Annotated in this window: 14 protein-coding genes; 11 read left to right on the top strand and 3 right to left on the bottom strand. The window is 64.1% G+C overall.

The window, feature by feature from the left end:
* Positions 1-21: 21 nt before the first annotated feature.
* The 4 genes from MF134_RS16620 to MF134_RS16605 are packed head-to-tail and all read left to right on the top strand — an operon-like array spanning position 22 to position 3,670.
* Positions 22-777 (top strand): ATP-binding cassette domain-containing protein, encoded by a 756-nt coding sequence (locus MF134_RS16620; RefSeq protein ID WP_255340734.1) that lies wholly within the window; start codon positions 22-24, stop codon positions 775-777.
* 10 nt (positions 778-787) lie between these two features.
* Positions 788-1,789: an ABC transporter permease gene (locus MF134_RS16615; RefSeq protein WP_255340595.1), complete on the top strand. Its 1,002-nt coding sequence runs from the start codon at positions 788-790 to the stop codon at positions 1,787-1,789.
* A gap of 10 nt (positions 1,790-1,799) precedes the next feature.
* Positions 1,800-2,885, top strand: coding sequence for a phosphotriesterase family protein (locus MF134_RS16610; RefSeq protein WP_255340594.1), 1,086 nt, complete (start codon positions 1,800-1,802; stop codon positions 2,883-2,885).
* A 20-nt stretch (positions 2,886-2,905) separates the two neighbouring features.
* On the top strand, positions 2,906-3,670 hold the full coding sequence (locus MF134_RS16605) for a glutamine amidotransferase (RefSeq protein WP_255340593.1): 765 nt from the start codon (positions 2,906-2,908) through the stop codon (positions 3,668-3,670).
* Positions 3,671-3,714: 44 nt separating this feature from the next.
* On the opposite strand, the gene MF134_RS16600 is transcribed toward MF134_RS16605, so the two are convergent.
* Positions 3,715-4,626 carry a PfkB family carbohydrate kinase gene (locus tag MF134_RS16600; protein ID WP_255340592.1) on the bottom strand — a complete coding sequence of 304 codons (912 nt, stop codon included), beginning with the start codon at positions 4,624-4,626 and terminating at the stop codon, positions 3,715-3,717.
* A gap of 23 nt (positions 4,627-4,649) precedes the next feature.
* Between MF134_RS16600 and MF134_RS16595 the strand changes: the two genes are divergently transcribed.
* From MF134_RS16595 to MF134_RS16580, 4 genes are all read left to right on the top strand, one after another.
* Positions 4,650-5,486, top strand: a complete 837-nt coding sequence (locus MF134_RS16595) for a BtpA/SgcQ family protein (protein WP_255340591.1) — start codon at positions 4,650-4,652, stop codon at positions 5,484-5,486.
* A gap of 15 nt (positions 5,487-5,501) precedes the next feature.
* A complete protein-coding gene (locus MF134_RS16590) occupies positions 5,502-6,158 on the top strand; it encodes a TenA family protein (RefSeq protein ID WP_255340590.1) in 657 nt (218 codons plus the stop codon).
* A gap of 86 nt (positions 6,159-6,244) precedes the next feature.
* Positions 6,245-8,662 carry a circularly permuted type 2 ATP-grasp protein gene (locus tag MF134_RS16585; protein ID WP_255340589.1) on the top strand — a complete coding sequence of 806 codons (2,418 nt, stop codon included), beginning with the start codon at positions 6,245-6,247 and terminating at the stop codon, positions 8,660-8,662.
* Complete coding sequence (locus MF134_RS16580; protein ID WP_255340588.1) at positions 8,659-9,552, top strand: transglutaminase family protein; 894 nt, start codon at positions 8,659-8,661, stop codon at positions 9,550-9,552. The genes MF134_RS16585 and MF134_RS16580 overlap by 4 nt, the downstream gene beginning before the upstream one ends.
* Before the next feature lie 50 nt (positions 9,553-9,602).
* Here MF134_RS16580 and MF134_RS16575 read toward each other — a convergent pair whose 3' ends face one another.
* Both MF134_RS16575 and MF134_RS16570 read right to left on the bottom strand, forming a co-directional pair.
* Entirely contained in the window at positions 9,603-10,889 is a 1,287-nt protein-coding gene (locus MF134_RS16575) for a hypothetical protein (RefSeq protein ID WP_255340587.1), read from the bottom strand.
* A complete protein-coding gene (locus MF134_RS16570; RefSeq protein WP_255340586.1) occupies positions 10,886-13,336 on the bottom strand; it encodes a hypothetical protein in 2,451 nt (816 codons plus the stop codon). Before MF134_RS16570 ends, MF134_RS16575 begins: the two co-directional genes overlap by 4 nt.
* A 365-nt stretch (positions 13,337-13,701) precedes the next feature.
* Here MF134_RS16570 and MF134_RS16565 point away from each other — a divergent pair, with 365 nt between their 5' ends.
* The 3 genes from MF134_RS16565 (at position 13,702) to MF134_RS16555 (ending at position 16,638) form a co-directional block, all read left to right on the top strand.
* Positions 13,702-13,839 (top strand): hypothetical protein, encoded by a 138-nt coding sequence (locus tag MF134_RS16565; protein ID WP_255340585.1) that lies wholly within the window; start codon positions 13,702-13,704, stop codon positions 13,837-13,839.
* 187 nt (positions 13,840-14,026) lie between these two features.
* A complete protein-coding gene (locus MF134_RS16560) occupies positions 14,027-15,241 on the top strand; it encodes a GGDEF domain-containing protein (protein WP_255340584.1) in 1,215 nt (404 codons plus the stop codon).
* Between the two features lie 194 nt (positions 15,242-15,435).
* Complete coding sequence (locus MF134_RS16555; protein ID WP_255340583.1) at positions 15,436-16,638, top strand: GGDEF domain-containing protein; 1,203 nt, start codon at positions 15,436-15,438, stop codon at positions 16,636-16,638.
* Positions 16,639-16,643: the final 5 nt, after the last annotated feature.

Here is a 16,643-nt window from a genome sequence, read left to right as displayed (position 1 = left end):
GCCGGCCTCCCATCAGACCGGATCGACGATGCGCCAGCCCGGCGGCGCCCGCGCGTCTCGATGCGCGGCATCGTCAAGACCTTCGGCTCGGTGGAAGCGCTGCGCGGTGTCGATCTCGACCTTTATCCGGGCGAGTGTCTCGGACTCGTTGGCGACAACGCCGCCGGCAAGTCGACGCTGACGAAGATCCTCTCCGGCACCTACATTCCCGATGGCGGCACGCTGACGATCGATGGCGAGGCCGTAAGGCTGACCGGCCCGTCCGATGCCCGCGCGCGCCATATCGAGATGGTGTTTCAGGATCTGAGCCTCTGCGACACGATCGACGTCGCCGGCAATCTGTTTCTTGGCCGAGAGATCACGAAGAACGGCTTTCTCGACAAGCGCGCCATGGCCGAAAAGGCCAAGGACATGCTCGAAGCGCTCGACATCCGCATCCCCAACCTCTCCGCCAAGGTCGCGCAGCTTTCCGGCGGCCAGCGCCAGGCCATTGCGATCGCCCGCGCCGCATCCTTCCAGCCCCAGGTGCTGATCATGGACGAGCCGACCTCTGCCCTGGCGGTAGCGGAAGTCGAGGCTGTGCTTGCGCTGATCGAGCGGGTCAAGGCGACCGGCGTCTCGGTCGTGCTGATCACCCACCGCCTGCAGGACCTCTTCCGGGTCTGCGACCGGATCGCGGTCATGTACGAGGGCACCAAGGTCGCCGAGCGCCAGGTGCAGGAGACGAGCCTGGAAGATCTCGTCCGGCTGATCGTCGGCGACGAAAGCGTGAGATGAGGGACCCATCATGACGCTCTATACCGAACGGGGCCAGGGCTCCGCTGTCGAAGATTTCCTTGCCGAGCATGCCCAGGTCCTGTCGATCGCCGGCTTCTTCCTGGTGTGCGTCCTGTTCTTCGCCACGATGACGGACACGTTTCTCACCGGCGGCAACATTCTCAATCTGCTGCGCCAGGCCGCTCCCATCCTGATCGTGGCGAGCGCCATGACCTTCGTGATCACCACGGCCGGGATCGACCTGTCGGTCGGCTCGCAGGTGGCGCTGGTCAATGCGCTGGCGGCCATTGCGATCGCGGCAGGCATTCCGTGGCCGTTGGTGATTGCCATGATGCTTGCCGCGGGCGCCATGATCGGGCTCGCCCAGGGCTGGTTCATCGCCCATCAGGACATCCCCGCCTTCATCGTCACGCTCGCCGGCCTTTCGATCTTCCGGGGCGTCGCGCTTCTCCTGACCAAGGGCTATTCGGTTCCGATCCGCGATGCGGACGGCTTCACCTTTCTCGGACGCGGTGCCATCGCCGGCCTGCCGATTCCGGCCATCCTCAGCATCCTGGTCGCGATCGTCGCCTATGTGGTGCTCGACCGGATGCGCTATGGGCGGCAGGTGATCGCCGTCGGCGCCAATCGCGAGGCGGCGCGCCGGGTCGGCATGCCAGCTCGTTGGGTCACGGCTTCGGTCTACGGGCTCACCGGTGTCGCTTCGGCCTTTGCGGGCCTGTTGATCGCCGCGCGCCTCGGCTCGGGCTCGTCCAATGCGGCCGTCGGCTTCGAGCTCGATGTGATCGCTGCCGTCGTCCTCGGTGGCACGTCCCTGATGGGCGGGCGCGGCACGATCATCGGCACCGTCCTCGGCACCCTCACCATCGCCGCAATCGGCAACGGCCTGATCCTGATGCATGTCTCGCCCTTCTTCACCCAGATCGTCACCGGCGCGATCATTCTCGCGGCGATCTGGCTCAACACCCGCATCTTCGCCTCCGGGCTGAGGATCGGACGCAAGAAGAGTTGAGGAAAGAGAAATGACCTCTGACACGACCACCCGCGAAACCTCTGAGGCCCATGTCGGCTCCGGCAAGGTGATGACCGTGAACGGCCCGATCCCGGTCGAGGCGATGGGCGTCACCCTCATGCATGAGCATATCCTGAATGACTGCCGCTGCTGGTGGAACAAGCCGGAAGAACCAGAGCGGCTGCATCTCGCCACCGAGCCGGTCCATATCGGCATTCTCGGCGAGCTGAAAATGGACCCCTTCGTCAATCTCCACAATTGCGCGCTGGACGACGAACCCCTGGCGATCGCCGAACTCTTGCGCTTCGCAGGGCTCGGTGGGCGCACCGTCGTCGATCCCACCTGCCGGGGCATCGGGCGCAATCCGCGCGCGCTCCGCCGGATCGCCGAGGCGACGGGCCTCCAGATCGTGATGGGGGCGGGCTACTATCTCCAGTCCTCCCACCCGCCGGAACTCGCCAGCCTTTCGATCGACGGTGTTGCCGACGAGATCGTCGCCGATGCCACGCTCGGTGTCGACGGGACGGATGCGAAGATCGGGCTGATCGGGGAGATCGGCGTCTCGTCGGACTTCACGCCGGACGAGGAGAAGAGCCTGCGCGGCGCGGTTCGCGCCCAGGCGCGCACGCGCCTGCCGCTGATGGTGCACCTGCCCGGCTGGTTCCGTCTCGCGCATAAGGTGCTCGACATCGTCGAGGAGGAAGGCGGCGACGTTTCGCAGACCGTGCTCTGCCACATGAACCCGTCCCACGGCGACTTCGCCTACCAGGATGCGCTCGCCAGGCGCGGCGCCTTCCTGGAATACGACATGATCGGCATGGACTTCTGGTATGACGACCAGAAGGTCCAGTGCCCCTCGGACGACGACAATGCCGCCGCGATCATGCGGCTGATCGAGGCGGGCCATCTCGGCCGGCTTCTCCTCTCCCAGGACGTCTTCCTGAAGATGATGCTCACCCGCTATGGCGGCCTCGGCTACGACCACGTGCTGCGCAATTTCGTGCCGCGCCTGAATCGCTTTGGCGCCGATGACGCCACGATCGAGGCGCTGATGGTCGAAAATCCGCAACGCGTCTTTCACGCCGCCGCCATCTGACACCCGAGAAGGGATCTCCCATGACCAAGAAGGTTCTCCTCGTCGGCGAGAGCTGGATCAGTTCCGCCACCCACTACAAGGGCTTCGACCAGTTCGGCAGCGTTACCTTCCATCTCGGCGCCGAGCCGCTGGTGAAGGCGCTCCAAGGAACCGAGTTCGACCTCACCTACATGCCGGCCCATGAGGCGGTCGATCGCTTTCCCTATGACATGGCAGGCTTGAGCACCTATGACGCGATCATCCTGTCGGATATCGGCGCCAACTCCCTGCTTCTGCCGCCCAAGGTCTGGCTCGAAATGCAGACCGTGCCGAACCGGCTGAAGCTCATCCGCGACTGGACGCTCGCCGGCGGCGGCCTTCTGATGTGCGGCGGCTATTTTTCCTTCCAGGGCATCGACGGCAAAGCGCGCTGGCGGCGCACGCCGGTGGAGGACGTGCTGCCCGTCACCTGCCTGCCCTATGACGACCGGATCGAAATTCCGGAGGGTGCGCAGGGCGTCAAGACGGCGCCCGGCCACGAGCTGCTGGAAGGTCTGGAGGGCGAATGGCCGCTGCTTCTCGGCGCAAACGAGGTGGTGGCCAAGGACAATGCCGAGACCGTCGCGACGCTTCCCGAGGACGAAGGTGGTCACCCGCTTCTGGTCTGTGGCGAGTATGGGAAAGGTCGCAGCGTCGCTTGGACCTCGGATATCGGCCCGCACTGGCTCTCGCCCGCCTTCTGCGAATGGGACGGCTACAAGCGGCTATGGACCAACATTCTCGGCTGGCTGACGAACGCGCGATGATCCGGAAAGGGCCTCTTCCGATGCAAGCGGATCGCCTGGTGAAATCAGTCGCCGGCCTGTGCCACGTCGAGGATTTCGGCGATCTCCGCTCGGCTCGGAAAAGCGGGACGGCAGCCGAGGCGGCCGATCGTCAGCGCCGCCGCTCGAGCGGCTGCCATCAGGCATTCCATATCGAATTCGGCCCGACGCAGACGCGCGGCGAGAAGCATGGCGGCGAAGCTGTCGCCCGCACCGGTCGTGTCGATGACGGTGGCCGGAGCGGGCTCTGCCCGCAGCATCGCGCCGTCCCGGCGACAGAGAACGCTGCCCGCGGCCCCGAGCGTCACGACCGCGTTCCGAGCTCCCCTCTCGACGATCGCGCGGGCCGCGTCTTCGCCCGATCGACCGGTGAAGGCCTGCGCTTCGCTTTGATTGACGATGACGAGTTCGCAGTCGCCAAACAGGGCTTCGAAGCCGGCTTTGATGGGAGACGGATTGAAAGCCGTCGCCAGACCTTTTTCGCGGGCGATGGCGATCGCGGCCCGGGTGGTAGCAACCGTGAGATTGCCCTGAAGCACCAGCCAGTCGCCAGGCCGGCTGGAGCCCAGCGCCTCGGCGACCGCCATCTCGTCGATCGTCTCGACGGCCTCCGTGGTTGTGATCACCGAATTCTCGCCTGCCGGAAGCGACAGGATGACCGACACGTCGCTCGCGACGTCGCGGCGCAGGATGGCTTCGGTCTCGCACCCTTCGGATGCGAGCATGCCCAGGATCTCGTCGCCCCGCTCGTCCCGACCACAGGCGCTGACGAAACGCACGGAGAGGCCGGCGCGGGTGAGAACCACCGCCTGATTGGCGCCCTTGCCGCCCATATCGCGCATGACCGAACGGCCGAGAATGGATTCCCCCGGCGTCGGTAGCGCTTCAATCACAAAGGTTTCGTCGATGCCGACGTTGCCGATGACATGAATGACCATGAAAATCTCGAAAAGGCGAAACAATGCCTCCTGTTTCTAGAGAAAAAAGCAAAACAGTCAAAGAAATTTTCAAGAAAAATAAAATCTTGATTGGCGTTATACACTGCATTTCTTTCCCCGGCTCGCCGCAATATGACGGGGCGCCGGTCTCGGCCATCTATGACCGGGCGATGCGCGATGCGGAAGCCTACGTGAAAGGCGGACTCGACGGGCTGATCGTCGAGAACCATGGCGACATCCCGTTTCTGAAGCCCGACGACATCGGCCACGAGACGGCAGCCTTCATGTCGGTGATCACCGACCGCGTCCGCCGCGAGTTCGCGGTTCCGCTCGGGATCAACGTTCTCGCTAATGCCGCAATTCCAGCGCTCGCTGTCGCGGCGGCCGGCGGGGCGGACTTCATTCGGGTCAATCAGTGGGCCAACGCCTATGTGGCCAATGAGGGCTTCGTCGAGGGCGCGGCCGCCAAGGCGCTGCGCTATCGGGCGAACCTTCGGGCGAACGGCATCAAGGTCTTCGCTGACAGCCACGTCAAGCACGGCAGCCACGCCATCGTCGCCGATCGCTCCATCGTCGAACTCACCCGAGACGTCGCTTTCTTCGATGCCGATGCGGTGATCGCCACCGGGCATCGCACGGGTGACGCGGCGACGGTCGAGGAGATCGACGAGATCCGTTCCGCCACCGATCTGCCGATTCTCGTCGGCAGCGGTGCGACCACGGAGAATATCGCCCGCATTCTCGGGCAGACGGAAGGCGTCATCGTCGCGAGCGCCCTGAAGGAGGGCGGTGTGTGGTGGAATCCGGTCGAACAGGCCCGCGTCGAGCGTTTCGTCGCGGCCGCCGATGAGGTGCGTTAGAGCCGAGGGCGCGACATGACATCCAAAGCCGCAATCCCATTCTCCGACCGTCTCGTCGGCGAAAACCAGGCCGCCTGGGATGCCATGCAGGCCCATCGCTTCGTCGAGGAGATCGCCACCGGCACCCTGCCGGAGCAGGCGTTCCACCGCTATCTCGTCTATGAAGGCGCCTTCGTGGCGACGGCGGTCCGCATCTTCTCGTTCGCGCTCGCCAAGGCACCGACGATCGAGGACCAGCGCTGGCTCCACGGCGTGGTCGGCGCGCTGCTTGCCGAGCAGCTCGACTATTTCGACCGCGCCTATCGCGATCTCGGCGTCGATCCCACCGCCTTCGACCGGGGTGCGCCCGGCTTTACGGCCTTCGACCGGGGCATGCTGACGATCGCTGAGACCGGAGGCTTCGCCGACATCGTCACCGCGATGTTCTGTGCCGAATGGATGTATCTCAACTGGTGCCGCACTGCACTCGCCCGCATGAGCGCTGAGGGCTTTCCCCGCGAATGGGTCGCGCTCCACGTCGCGCCCGGCTTCGAGGCCCAGGCGAACTGGCTGAAAGCGCGGATCGATGCGGTGGCAAAGACGATGGACGATGGCGAGCGCGAGCGGCTGATCACGCTCTTCGGCGAAGTGATCGCTCTCGAAATCGCGTTTCACACGGCGGCGTTTGGCTGAAGCGGAGGTCCGGGCTCCGCAGGCGAGACCGGTGTCGCTGGCGCCGAAGCCTGCTATAGGTCGGCTCACAGGAGCTCTTCGGTCCCATGCCGCCCACGATTCTTTCAAAACTCGCGCTTGGCTATTCGCAGCATGTGGCCGGCGGGCGCGACGAGATGATCGCGCGCGACGGCACGCTCAAAACCCATTACGCACCGTTGATGAAGGCGCTGTCGGCGATGCCGGAGCGGGAGATCTCGCGGCGCTTCGCCTCGGCCCGGCAATATCTCTCCGAAGCCGGTGTTTTCCATCAGGTCTATGGCGCCGGCGACGGCAGCGAGCAGAGCCGTGACTGGCCCCTCGGCCATCCCGCCCTCATCGTCGACCGGCAGGAGTGGTCGACGCTTTCAGAGGGCCTCGTCCAGCGCGCCGAATTCCTGGAGACGCTTCTCGCCGATCTTTACGGCGAGCGGCGCACGATCCGCGAAGGCCATCTGCCCGGCATCATTCTCGGGCAGAATCCCGAGTTCCTGCGGCCTCTCGCCGATCAGGCGAAGAACGGGGCACCGCTCCTGCGCTTCATCGCGGTCGATCTTGGGCGTGGCCCGGATGGCCGCTGGTGGGTCCTCGGCGATCGCACCCAGGCGCCTTCCGGCGCTGGATTTGCCCTCGAAAACCGGGTCGCGACGTCCAAAGCCTTTCCCGATCTCAGCCGGTCCCTGAACATCGAGCGTCTGGCGTCGTTCTTCCGCCGTTTCCGCGAGATGCTCTATCGCCTCGCCGGGCCCGAGGTGACCCGGGTCGGCCTCCTGACGCCGGGACCGCACAACGAGACTTATTACGAGCACGCCTATCTGGCGCGCTATCTCGGCCTGCTTCTCCTCGAAGGCGGCGATCTCGTCGTCCATGGCGACCGGGCGGAAGTGCGCACCGTCGACGGTTTCCAGGCGATCAAGGTGCTCTGGCGGCGCCTCGATGCCGATTTCTGCGATCCGCTGGAATTGTTCGCCGGCTCGCAGATCGGCACGCCGGGCCTGTTGCGGGCCGTGCGCTCTGGCGCGCTTCAGGTGGTCAACGCGCTTGGCTCGGGCATTCTGGAGACCCCCGCACTTCTCGCCTTTCAACAGTCTCTCGCAAGCGCGCTGATCGGCGAAGAGCTGAAGCTGCCGACGGTTGCCACCTGGTGGTGCGGCCAGGAGGAGGCACGCCGCTATGTGATCGACAATGCCGCGCGCCTGCAGCTCGGCCCGGCCTTTCCGCCCTCGGCCAATGCCCGCTCGAGCGAAGAGACTGCGGCCCGCCGCGACGGCAAATCGCGCAGCTTCCCGGCTTCGGCCCGCGAGGGCGTCGATCTGGTGGGCCAGGAAATCGCGGCCCTGTCGACGGCGCCGGTCTTCGTCGATGGCCATCTCGCCCCGCGGCCGGTGACGCTGCGCGCCTTCTTGATGCGCGACGAGGATGGCTGGCATGTCATGCCCGGCGGATTTGCCCGTGTCGCCGATTCCCGCGACGCCCGGGTAATTTCCATGCAGCGCGGCGGCGGCTCGATCGACGTGTGGATTCCTTCGGCGACACCCGCGAAACCGGTCACGCTTCTGGCGTCTCAGGGCGATCGTTTCTCGCGGCGGCTGCCGGGCGCCCTTCCGGCGCGCGCCGCCGACAATCTGTTCTGGCTCGGCCGCTATGCCGAGCGATGCGAAGTGGCCACCCGGCTGCTGCGGCTGTACGCGGCCCGCACCAGCGAGGGCTGGACCTCTGGCGGGCTGGAAGCGCGGGTCGCGAAGGTTCTCGCCGGTTTCGGCATCGAGGTGGAGGACGACCGGCCGCAGCGCGGACTTCTGGTTCTGGCCCGCCAGGCGGCGGATACGGCATCGCGCATTCGCGAGCGTTTTTCGCCTGAAGCCTGGCATACGCTGAAAGAGATCGTGAGCCTCGTTCTGGAAGCGATCGCGGAGGAGGACGAGGACATCGTCGACCTGACGAGCCAAATCCTCACGCATCTCTCCGGCTTTGCCGGCTTGGCCCATGAAAACATGTACCAGTTCACCGGCTGGCGCTTCATGCAGTGCGGCCGGGCGCTGGAGCGCGGGCAGTCGACGGCGACGATCGCCTCTCAGCTTCTCGCGGGCGATCCGCCCGAGGGCGTCCTCGAGGCGCTTCTCACCTTCACCGATTCCAGCGTCACCTATCGCCGTCGCTATTCGGTCGATCTCTCCCGCGAAACGGTGGTCGACCTGACGGTTCTCGATCCGCTCAACCCTCGCGCTCTCGCCTTTCAAGTGAACACCCTGTCCGACGTCACCTCGGTACTGCCGGGGGTCCATGTGGGTGAGACGCCCGACATGCTGCTGCGCCGCCTCGCCCGCCTGAAGGTTCGCCTCCAGACCGCCGATGCCGTCGAAGTCGACCCCGCCTTTCTCGAGCGGGTCGTCGGTGATCTCGGCCTCATCTCGAATCTGCTGACGAGCCGTTATCTCCTGTCGAGCCCGCCAGGCGCCAAGGAATGGAGCGGAGGGCCGGAATGAAATACGCGATCCGGCTGAAGATCACCTATGACTATCCCTCCGCCGTGGCAGATGCCCGCCATATTCTGCGCATCCGCCCCCGTACCGACCATGGGCAGCGGGTCGAGACTGCGACCGTGTCGATCGCGCCGCGCCCCGAGGAGAGAGACGCCGAGTTCGACTTCTTCGACAATCCGGTGGACAGCATCGCCTTCTTCAGCGCGCACACCAAGCTTGCGGTCGAGATGCGCGCCCGGGTCGACGTCGAGCGGAACGAACCGCCACTTTCGGAGACGCCGCCCGCCCCGCTCGTCGCCGGAGAGGCGCAGGCCAGTCGCCGGAGCGATGCATCCTCGCCGATCCATTTCCTCGGACCCAGCCGCCGGATCGTGGGTGTCACGGCTTTGACGAGCTTCGTTCGCGAGACGCTCGGCGACCGCGCTTCGCCGGCGGGCGACGCTATGCTCGCGCTGACGAAGCGCATCCGTGCGGATTTCGCCTATGTTCCTGGCTCGACCAGCGTCGGCACGACGGTCAGGGAGGCCTTCACGGCCAGACGCGGCGTCTGCCAGGACTTTTCCCATGTGATGATCGCGGGGCTGCGCGCGAATGGCATTCCTGCCCGTTACGTCAGCGGCTTCCTGCGCACCAACCCGCCCGAGGGCCAGCCCCGCCTCGAAGGCGCCGATGCCATGCATGCCTGGGTCGATGTCTGGCTCGGTCCGGATCATGGCTGGGTCGGCTTCGACCCGACGAATGGCGTGACGGCGGGCGACGATCATATCGTCGTCGCCGTGGGGCGGGACTATGACGACGTTTCGCCCATCGCCGGCGTCTTTGTCACGACGGGACCGCAGGAAACGAGCCACTCGGTGGATGTCGTGCCAATCGAGGAATTGGCGGCGGACTGACCAATACTCGGCGAGACCGGCCGCCGAGACGAACGCACGCCATGGCCAGTTCATGCTCGTCGAGCAGCGCCGCGTCCGTCATTTTCGGCCTCTTGCGACTGGTCGACCACGAGAAGATCGACCGCCACGGTCGTGCCCGTGACGAGGCCTCGCAAGAACGAGAACAGGATGATCACCGATTCGACGGCGACCGACTCCGCCACGCCCTTGAAGCCGATGGTTCCGATCGTCTTGGCGATGATCGGACGCCCCACATTGAGGAACTCACCGGTCACGCCAAGCCATTCGACGACATTGGCATAGGTCGCTTCCGCTCTCTCGTTCGGGTCCGCCTGACCCTTGATTCTGGCCGCTTCCGTTGCGGCGGCGATCGGTCTGATGACCACGAACAGAAGCGACACGAGGAAGAACATGATCGAAACGCCCAAATTGATCAGCTTGGCGTTCTGGCCGCGAGTGAGCGCCAGAATCCCGGCACCGGCGCTCACGATCAAGAGGTTGATCAAATCCCTCGAAAGCGAGGCGATCCAGTAGGTTGCGAGTTCGATCTCCGTCAGATCGTCTTCCTGCTCGCTCGCCACGGTGCCAACGATGGACGCGAACAAGCTGGCCAGGACGAGCACGATGTTCTCCCCAAGATCCAAGGCCGGCCCGAGTTCCGAATCCTCGTCTTCGAAAAAGGCGTCGATATTCAGCCCGATCAGATCGTAGAGGAAGGTGAGCAATCCCGCGGCGCCGAGCAGTACGTTGGCGGCGATGGCGATGTCCGGAATCTCTCCCGCCGCGCCATCCGCCGTTTCCTGATCGAGAGCGAAGGTGCCCGTGAGGTCGCCGAGGGCCTTGGTCGCCGGGATGCTCATGAGGAGCAGGGATAGGTCGAGGAGCGACAGGAGGTTGTCGCTGTCGTCGACGATCACGTTCTCGAAATTGTCGTAGAAGGCGGTGAAGAAGGGCAGTTCGATTTCCGTATCGAGCCAGTCGACCAGATTGGCAAGGTCCTTCTTGCCGCCCTCGAGAACGTCGATGCCATCGTCGATCACCGTATTCGTCAGCTTGACGATGTCGAGAATGATCGGCTCGATCACCGTTTCGACCAGTTCGGTAAAGGCCTTTTCTTCGAGCGCCTTGGGATCGGACGCCCAATCGGCGAGGTCCGAGGCGAGCGCGTCGACGATATTGCTGGCATCGTCGACGAATTCGGTCCCCACATCCGAGATCAGCTTCTCGAAGGCCGACCTGGTATTGGGCAGCGAAATGTTGTCGGGGAGTTTCGCCTTGGGAACATTGCGGAATACCTCCCCTGCCAGCCAGGAGACCTCGTCCAGAACCTGGCTCACCGGTCCAGCAATCCGAAGCCGATCGGGGGCCCGCTCATGGCCGTCGTCGCCCGCAAGGCGGCCCGTGACGGCATCTGGTTGTAGCGCCCCTTGGCCGCCGCACCGAGGGTTCGGTTTCGCTCGCCGAGAACAGCATTCGCGGTCATGAAGAGCTGTTCGAGGTCGTTCTCGAACGTCATGAAATACTGGTCGATCATCGGCTTCAGCCCGGCCGGGTCCGGCAGCCTGCCGATCAGCACGGGCAGCTTGGCCTTGACGTAGCGCTTCAGCGCATTCTTGTTCTTGATGACCTGCACCCAGTCGGTGAAGAAGCCCAGTTCCTTGAGCAACCAGCCCACCAGACGCCCGAACGCCGCCCCAGCGATTTCGAGGAGCGCCTGGGCGAAGTCGAAGAAGTCGCGCGCAGCCTTGAGCGTGAAACGATAAGCCTTGCCCGCGATCGTGATCACGGCGCGCGCGCCCTTGATCACCACCTTGGTGGCCTTTACCAGCCCATCCTTGATGGCCCGCCAGGCCGCGCCCCAATTCACGCCGTGGAAGAAGCCGAGAGGCTCTTCGAAGTCGCGGGTTCCTTCGATCTCGGCCGCAGCCCCCCAGAACGCCTCGAAGTCCTCATCCGCCACATCGGAAGTACGGATACCGTCATCGGTGAAATCGACGGAAAAACCGCTGCCCGCAACGTCCAGGGCCTGGATATTCACGTCGAGCGGGGCGAAATCGTCGAACTTGGAGGCCGGTTGCATAGCCTTGTTGAGGGCCGAAGCGATGTCGCCATAGTTCGTCTTGCCGTCCTTGTCCGGAATGACCGGCTGGCCGCTCGCGGGATCGGTCGCCGCCTGCAGCATGTCGCCCGAAACATCGCGCAGGACGCTTCTGACGGTTTCCTGCGGGCTCGTGGTCATCGGCCCGTCGGGGAACGCGTCCGATTCCAGGCTGAACGAGGGCGCTCCCAACTGCTCGTTCAGATCGGCGATGATCGTCAGATGCCCAAGCCCGTCGGTGGTGACCGCGATGGGAAAGGCGTTGGGAAGCAGGATCTGGACATTGTTGACGGTGGCGGCGAGTTCCGTCGAGGACTTCAGCATGACCGTCAGCTTCGGCTGCGGCAGGCCGTTCTCGTCGGTGACGACCAGGCGCGTCGTGTAGCGATAGACATCCGTCAGCGTCTTTGCCGTCTGATCGTCCTCGAAATCGATCGGCTCGACGATGTATTCGCCGGCCGTCGTGATGCGGAGAAGTCTCAGATCGCCCGACGAACTGACCGCCGCCACGCGCACGGCGCTGTCGTCATCCTGGCCGGCATCGCCGAGTTCGGTGACGGCGATGTTGGAGGCCGGCACACCGGTATCGACCACCGGCAGCCATGTTCCGTCGGCTTGGCGCGGGAAATGCAGGAGCGTTCCGTTTTTTGCGAGGCCGAAGAGTTGGGTCGGCAGGCCATTTCCCAAGCGAACGGCTTTCAGCTTGGTGATGGAGACGGTGTCGCCGAACTGCGTGGTCGTCGGTACGGTCTGATAGTTTGACGGCCAAATGGTCGCGTTGTCGCTGGCGTCGGCAGGTGCTCCCGTCGCGCATTTGAGAGTTTTCTCGTCGTCGATAAGGAACACTTCCGGCGCTTCGCTCGATGCGCCGGCGATCTCGAACAGCCGGGCTGTCGTCGGCGCGGGCACGGAGCCCGGCGTCACATCCTTGACGACGTCCAGGTCGTCGAAGGATGGGGTCGGATGAACATGGCTCGGCAGATAAGTGGTCAGCATCCGACCGGCGATGGTCAGGAACGAGTAATCCGACGTATCGCCTCCGGAGGGCGCACGAAAACGGCTGAGCGTCTGAACTTTCGATCCGCCCAGCAGCGCGGTTTCATAGAACCACAGGGGCTTCACCGTCGGCTGCGCAAAGGAGCCGGTCCTGACATAGCAGGACTTGTAGACCGTTCCCGATACGACCGTGGCCGTAAGCTGGAACTGATCCGGGAATTTGGGATCCTGCAGGACGGCGAAGCTGATCACATCCGTGGCGAGGGGAAAGGTGATGATCTCCCCGCCGATCTGGGCGGGCCGGAAGCTGTCGGTTTCCTTCTCGTATTCCATCCGGGCGAAGGCGGGCCTGCCGTCGCCTCCCTTGATGACGGCGAAGATCGGCGTGTTGGCGTCCGCAGTGCTCGGATCGGGTTTGGCGAGGGCATAGGCGCTGATGCCCGTCGCCTGGAGGCTCCAGCCCGTGTCGCTCGCCGCATCCCGCTTGATCCGGTTGAGCTCGAGATCCGTCCCGATCGCGAGAATTTCGAGTTCGCCGGCCGCGTTCTGGAAAAAGACACCTTCCCGGTCAGCCGAGACCGCCTTCGCGACGGTCTTCGTCTGTCGCATGGTCGACAGTGTCTGAAACGGATTGGAATTGGCGGATACGCCGGCTTCATCTGTGTCGGTTATCCGGGATTCATCTTCCATGGCCTGATCTCCGCTTCAGTATTCACATCGAAGACTGCCTTGCCTCGTCAGACGAAGCCTCTTGACGCATAATGTCAACAAACAACCCGCAGTAGAGCGAACACGTATGCGTTTGATCGGCGCAAATCATTGATAAATAATCATCGCTATTTGCCGACAATTCTTTACGTCATGCGCCACATCCTGTTGCCACTCGGCAGCTTTATCCGAAGAAGCAGGTTGAACGATGATCGGCGCGACCGCGCAAGCCGTGCGGGAGATTCGGATCTCGAACTCAGTCGCGGCGCGACAGGAGAGAATGTGTCGCCCGGTCGGCCCGAATCGTGGCTAATTCGGCTTCGTCCTGACGAATGGCGAGACGTCGGATGACGATCACATCGTCGTCGCTGCGGGGGCAATACTATCGCGATGTCTCCCCCATCGCCGGCGTCTTTGTCGGCTCGGGGCTGCAGGAAACGAGTCGCTCGGTGGACCGAGTTCCGGCGGGCGCCGGCGCGGCCTGACGGGTTTTGCCGGACGCCTCCAGCCCTTCGCTGCCCGAGTCCGACGAATGCGAAGCGTTCACTTTCATGTGCTGCCTACGAACTTCGCACCGGAACCATCGGAAGCGCGCTCGTAGCGTAAGGCTTTTTTCGACCTTTGGGAGTTAGCGTCTTTGTGACGAAATGCGACCGTTGCGATTGAGAAGATATGCTGATCGACGTCGATACTATCCTCGTGCTGTTGATAGGTACGAATCTCATTGCCGCCGCGGTCATGTTCGCCGAGTGGCTGCGGTGCCGCGATATCGCCCTGGCATGGTTCTTTTCGGCCTTTCTCGCCCTCAGCATGTCTGCAGCTCTCCTGCCCCTTCGCTTTTCGTCCTGGGGCGTTCCCTCGCTCGGTGCTGCCATCGTGCTGGTACTCCTCGGGCACGGCATGCTCTTTTCGGGAGTCGCGGCGTTCTGCGGACGGCCCAACCTCGCAAAATACGGTGTGGTGGGAGCCGCGGTTTGGCTGGTCTTCTGGATGTTCAGCCCCCTGGCGGACCAACAAGGCTGGCGCCTCGCCCTTTCCTCCAGCATTACTGCCATCTACTCTTATGCGGGCGCCCATTTTCTGCTTCGCTTCGCCAGCCGGAGTTGGCTCGTCCAGCTTGTCGCCGGGGTCTTCGCATTGCGGGCAGCTTTCTCCGTCGCGAGAGGGGTTGCCGCCGCTACGGGCCTGGACTTCAACCATCCGCTGCTGGCGGGCTATGGCGTGACGATCGTCCTGATGTGGGGGCTGTGGTCAACGGTCCTTCTCGGACATCTCCTGCTGGCGCTCACGCATGAGAGCCGGGAGAGTTCCCTGGTGAGACTGGCCGAGACCGATGCTCTCACCGGCGCGGACAACCGGCGCGCCTTCGTGCTGAAGGGCGAAGCCATCGTGGCGCAGTCGACGAGCCTGGAAGAGACGGCGCTCCTGATGCTCGATCTTGACCATTTCAAGCAGATCAACGACGAACATGGTCACGCCTTCGGCGACGAGATCTTGAAGGAATTCGCCGAGATCGTGCGTCGACACGTCGGACCGACCGACTCCTTCGCCCGCCTCGGAGGAGAGGAATTCGCGCTGCTTCTACCCGGCGGGAATGCGGCCGTTGCCGCGACGATGGCTGAAGCCATCCGTCTCGACTTCGAGAGCCGGACGAGAGGTGTGACGAGCCTCGGACGAACCGCGACCGTCAGCATCGGTGTTGCCACGACCCGGCAGGCGGCAGATCTGGACGAATTGATGAAATGGGCCGACGACGCGCTCTATCTGGCCAAGAGCAAGGGGCGGAACCGCGTCGAGATGATAACCCCCGCGGTGCGAAAAGCGGCCTCATCCGCCACCAAAGCCACATCCCAACCGGTCTCGAAAGGCCTGGCCTACCCGGTTTGACGCAAACGGCTCTCGCCGCCGAGCGAAGCGTTTCACGTCTTCATGACCGGGTATGCGTCAGACAGCATGTTTCCCAGTTCTCAGGCCGGCAGAAGCTTCAGTCTTAAGAAGTCCACAACTGTCGTGGCGTAAGACGGTATTGACGCTTCGCGTTCTGCGCGATCGGGAAGAGCACGGTTGTTGCGATAGACATCATGCCCGGTAGTCTCGAGATCCTGTTCATTCTTCTGTCGGGTGCCTGCGCCATCGCAGCCGCCTCGACCTTCATTGAATGGCGCAGGGGCCACGAGTCCGCGATGATCTGGTGGTGTGCCGGCTTCCTGCTCGCCGGCCTATCCGTGGCTTTCCTGCCTCTCAGACTGGTCGGTCTCAACGGGCTGTCGATCGGCGTTGGAAATGCAGCGCTGCTCCTCGGCTACGGGGCGCTTTTCGCCGGCGTGGCGCATTTCGTCGGCCGAAAGGATCTGACGGGAATCGCATGGCTTGGGGGTGCGTTGTGGCTCGTCTTCTGGCAGTTCTGCCCTGCTGCCGCGTCCTTCGACGACCGCGTCGTGGTCGTCTCGGCAGGGATGGCCTTCTATTCTCTCATCGCCGGCTGGCTGGTCTTCAAATACCGCCCGATGGGAGCCATCTCTCTGGCGCTTGTGCTTCTGTTCGGGCTCCGCACACTCTTCCATGTAGGAAGGCTGGTCTGGACGATCCAGAACCCCAGTGGGGCCGCAGCCGAACTGCTGACCGGCGTCGACCTGACGCTGGTGATGATGGAGGGCATCTGGTCCGCGATGCTCCTCAGCTACCTGCTCATCGCCTGGAACCGGGAGAAACGGGAGTCGTCGCTCGAACGACTGGCCGACACGGACTTTCTGACCGGGATAGCCAACAGGCGGGCGTTCTCTTCCAGGGCGCGGGCGATGATCGCCGGGAGTTCTCCAAACGAGGAGGTCGCGCTTCTGGTCCTCGACATCGATCACTTCAAGCAGGTGAACGACACCCATGGCCATGCGTTCGGCGACGAGATTCTCCAGTGCCTGGCCTCCGCCGTCTCCGAGCGAGTGTCACGCAAGGACGTCTTTGCGCGCCTGGGCGGCGAGGAATTCGCCATCCTCCTGAAGGGTCGGACGGCCGCCTCGGCCGCGGCGGAAGCCGAAACGATCAGAACCAGTTTCGCCGCAGCCGTCTCGCGCCGCCACGCCGGGCTGGAACTCAGCGTCAGCATCGGCCTCGCGACAACGCGCCAGGCCGGCAGCCTCGAATTGCTGATGGAACTCGCCGACGGCGCGCTCTACGAGGCGAAGCGGTCGGGCCGCGACCGCGTGGTCATCGCCAAACCCCTTCGCCTTGCGGCCGGTGCCCCGCCGCCATCGCCCCTGGCACGAAACGGCCCGGCAACGGCCTGAGCGCT

Origin of the sequence: Jiella marina (assembly GCF_024359545.1) — a bacterium.
Taxonomy (GTDB): domain Bacteria; phylum Pseudomonadota; class Alphaproteobacteria; order Rhizobiales; family Rhizobiaceae; genus Jiella.
The sequence above is the reverse complement of the archived record's forward strand: the minus strand, read 5'-3'. Positions and strand labels throughout refer to the sequence as shown.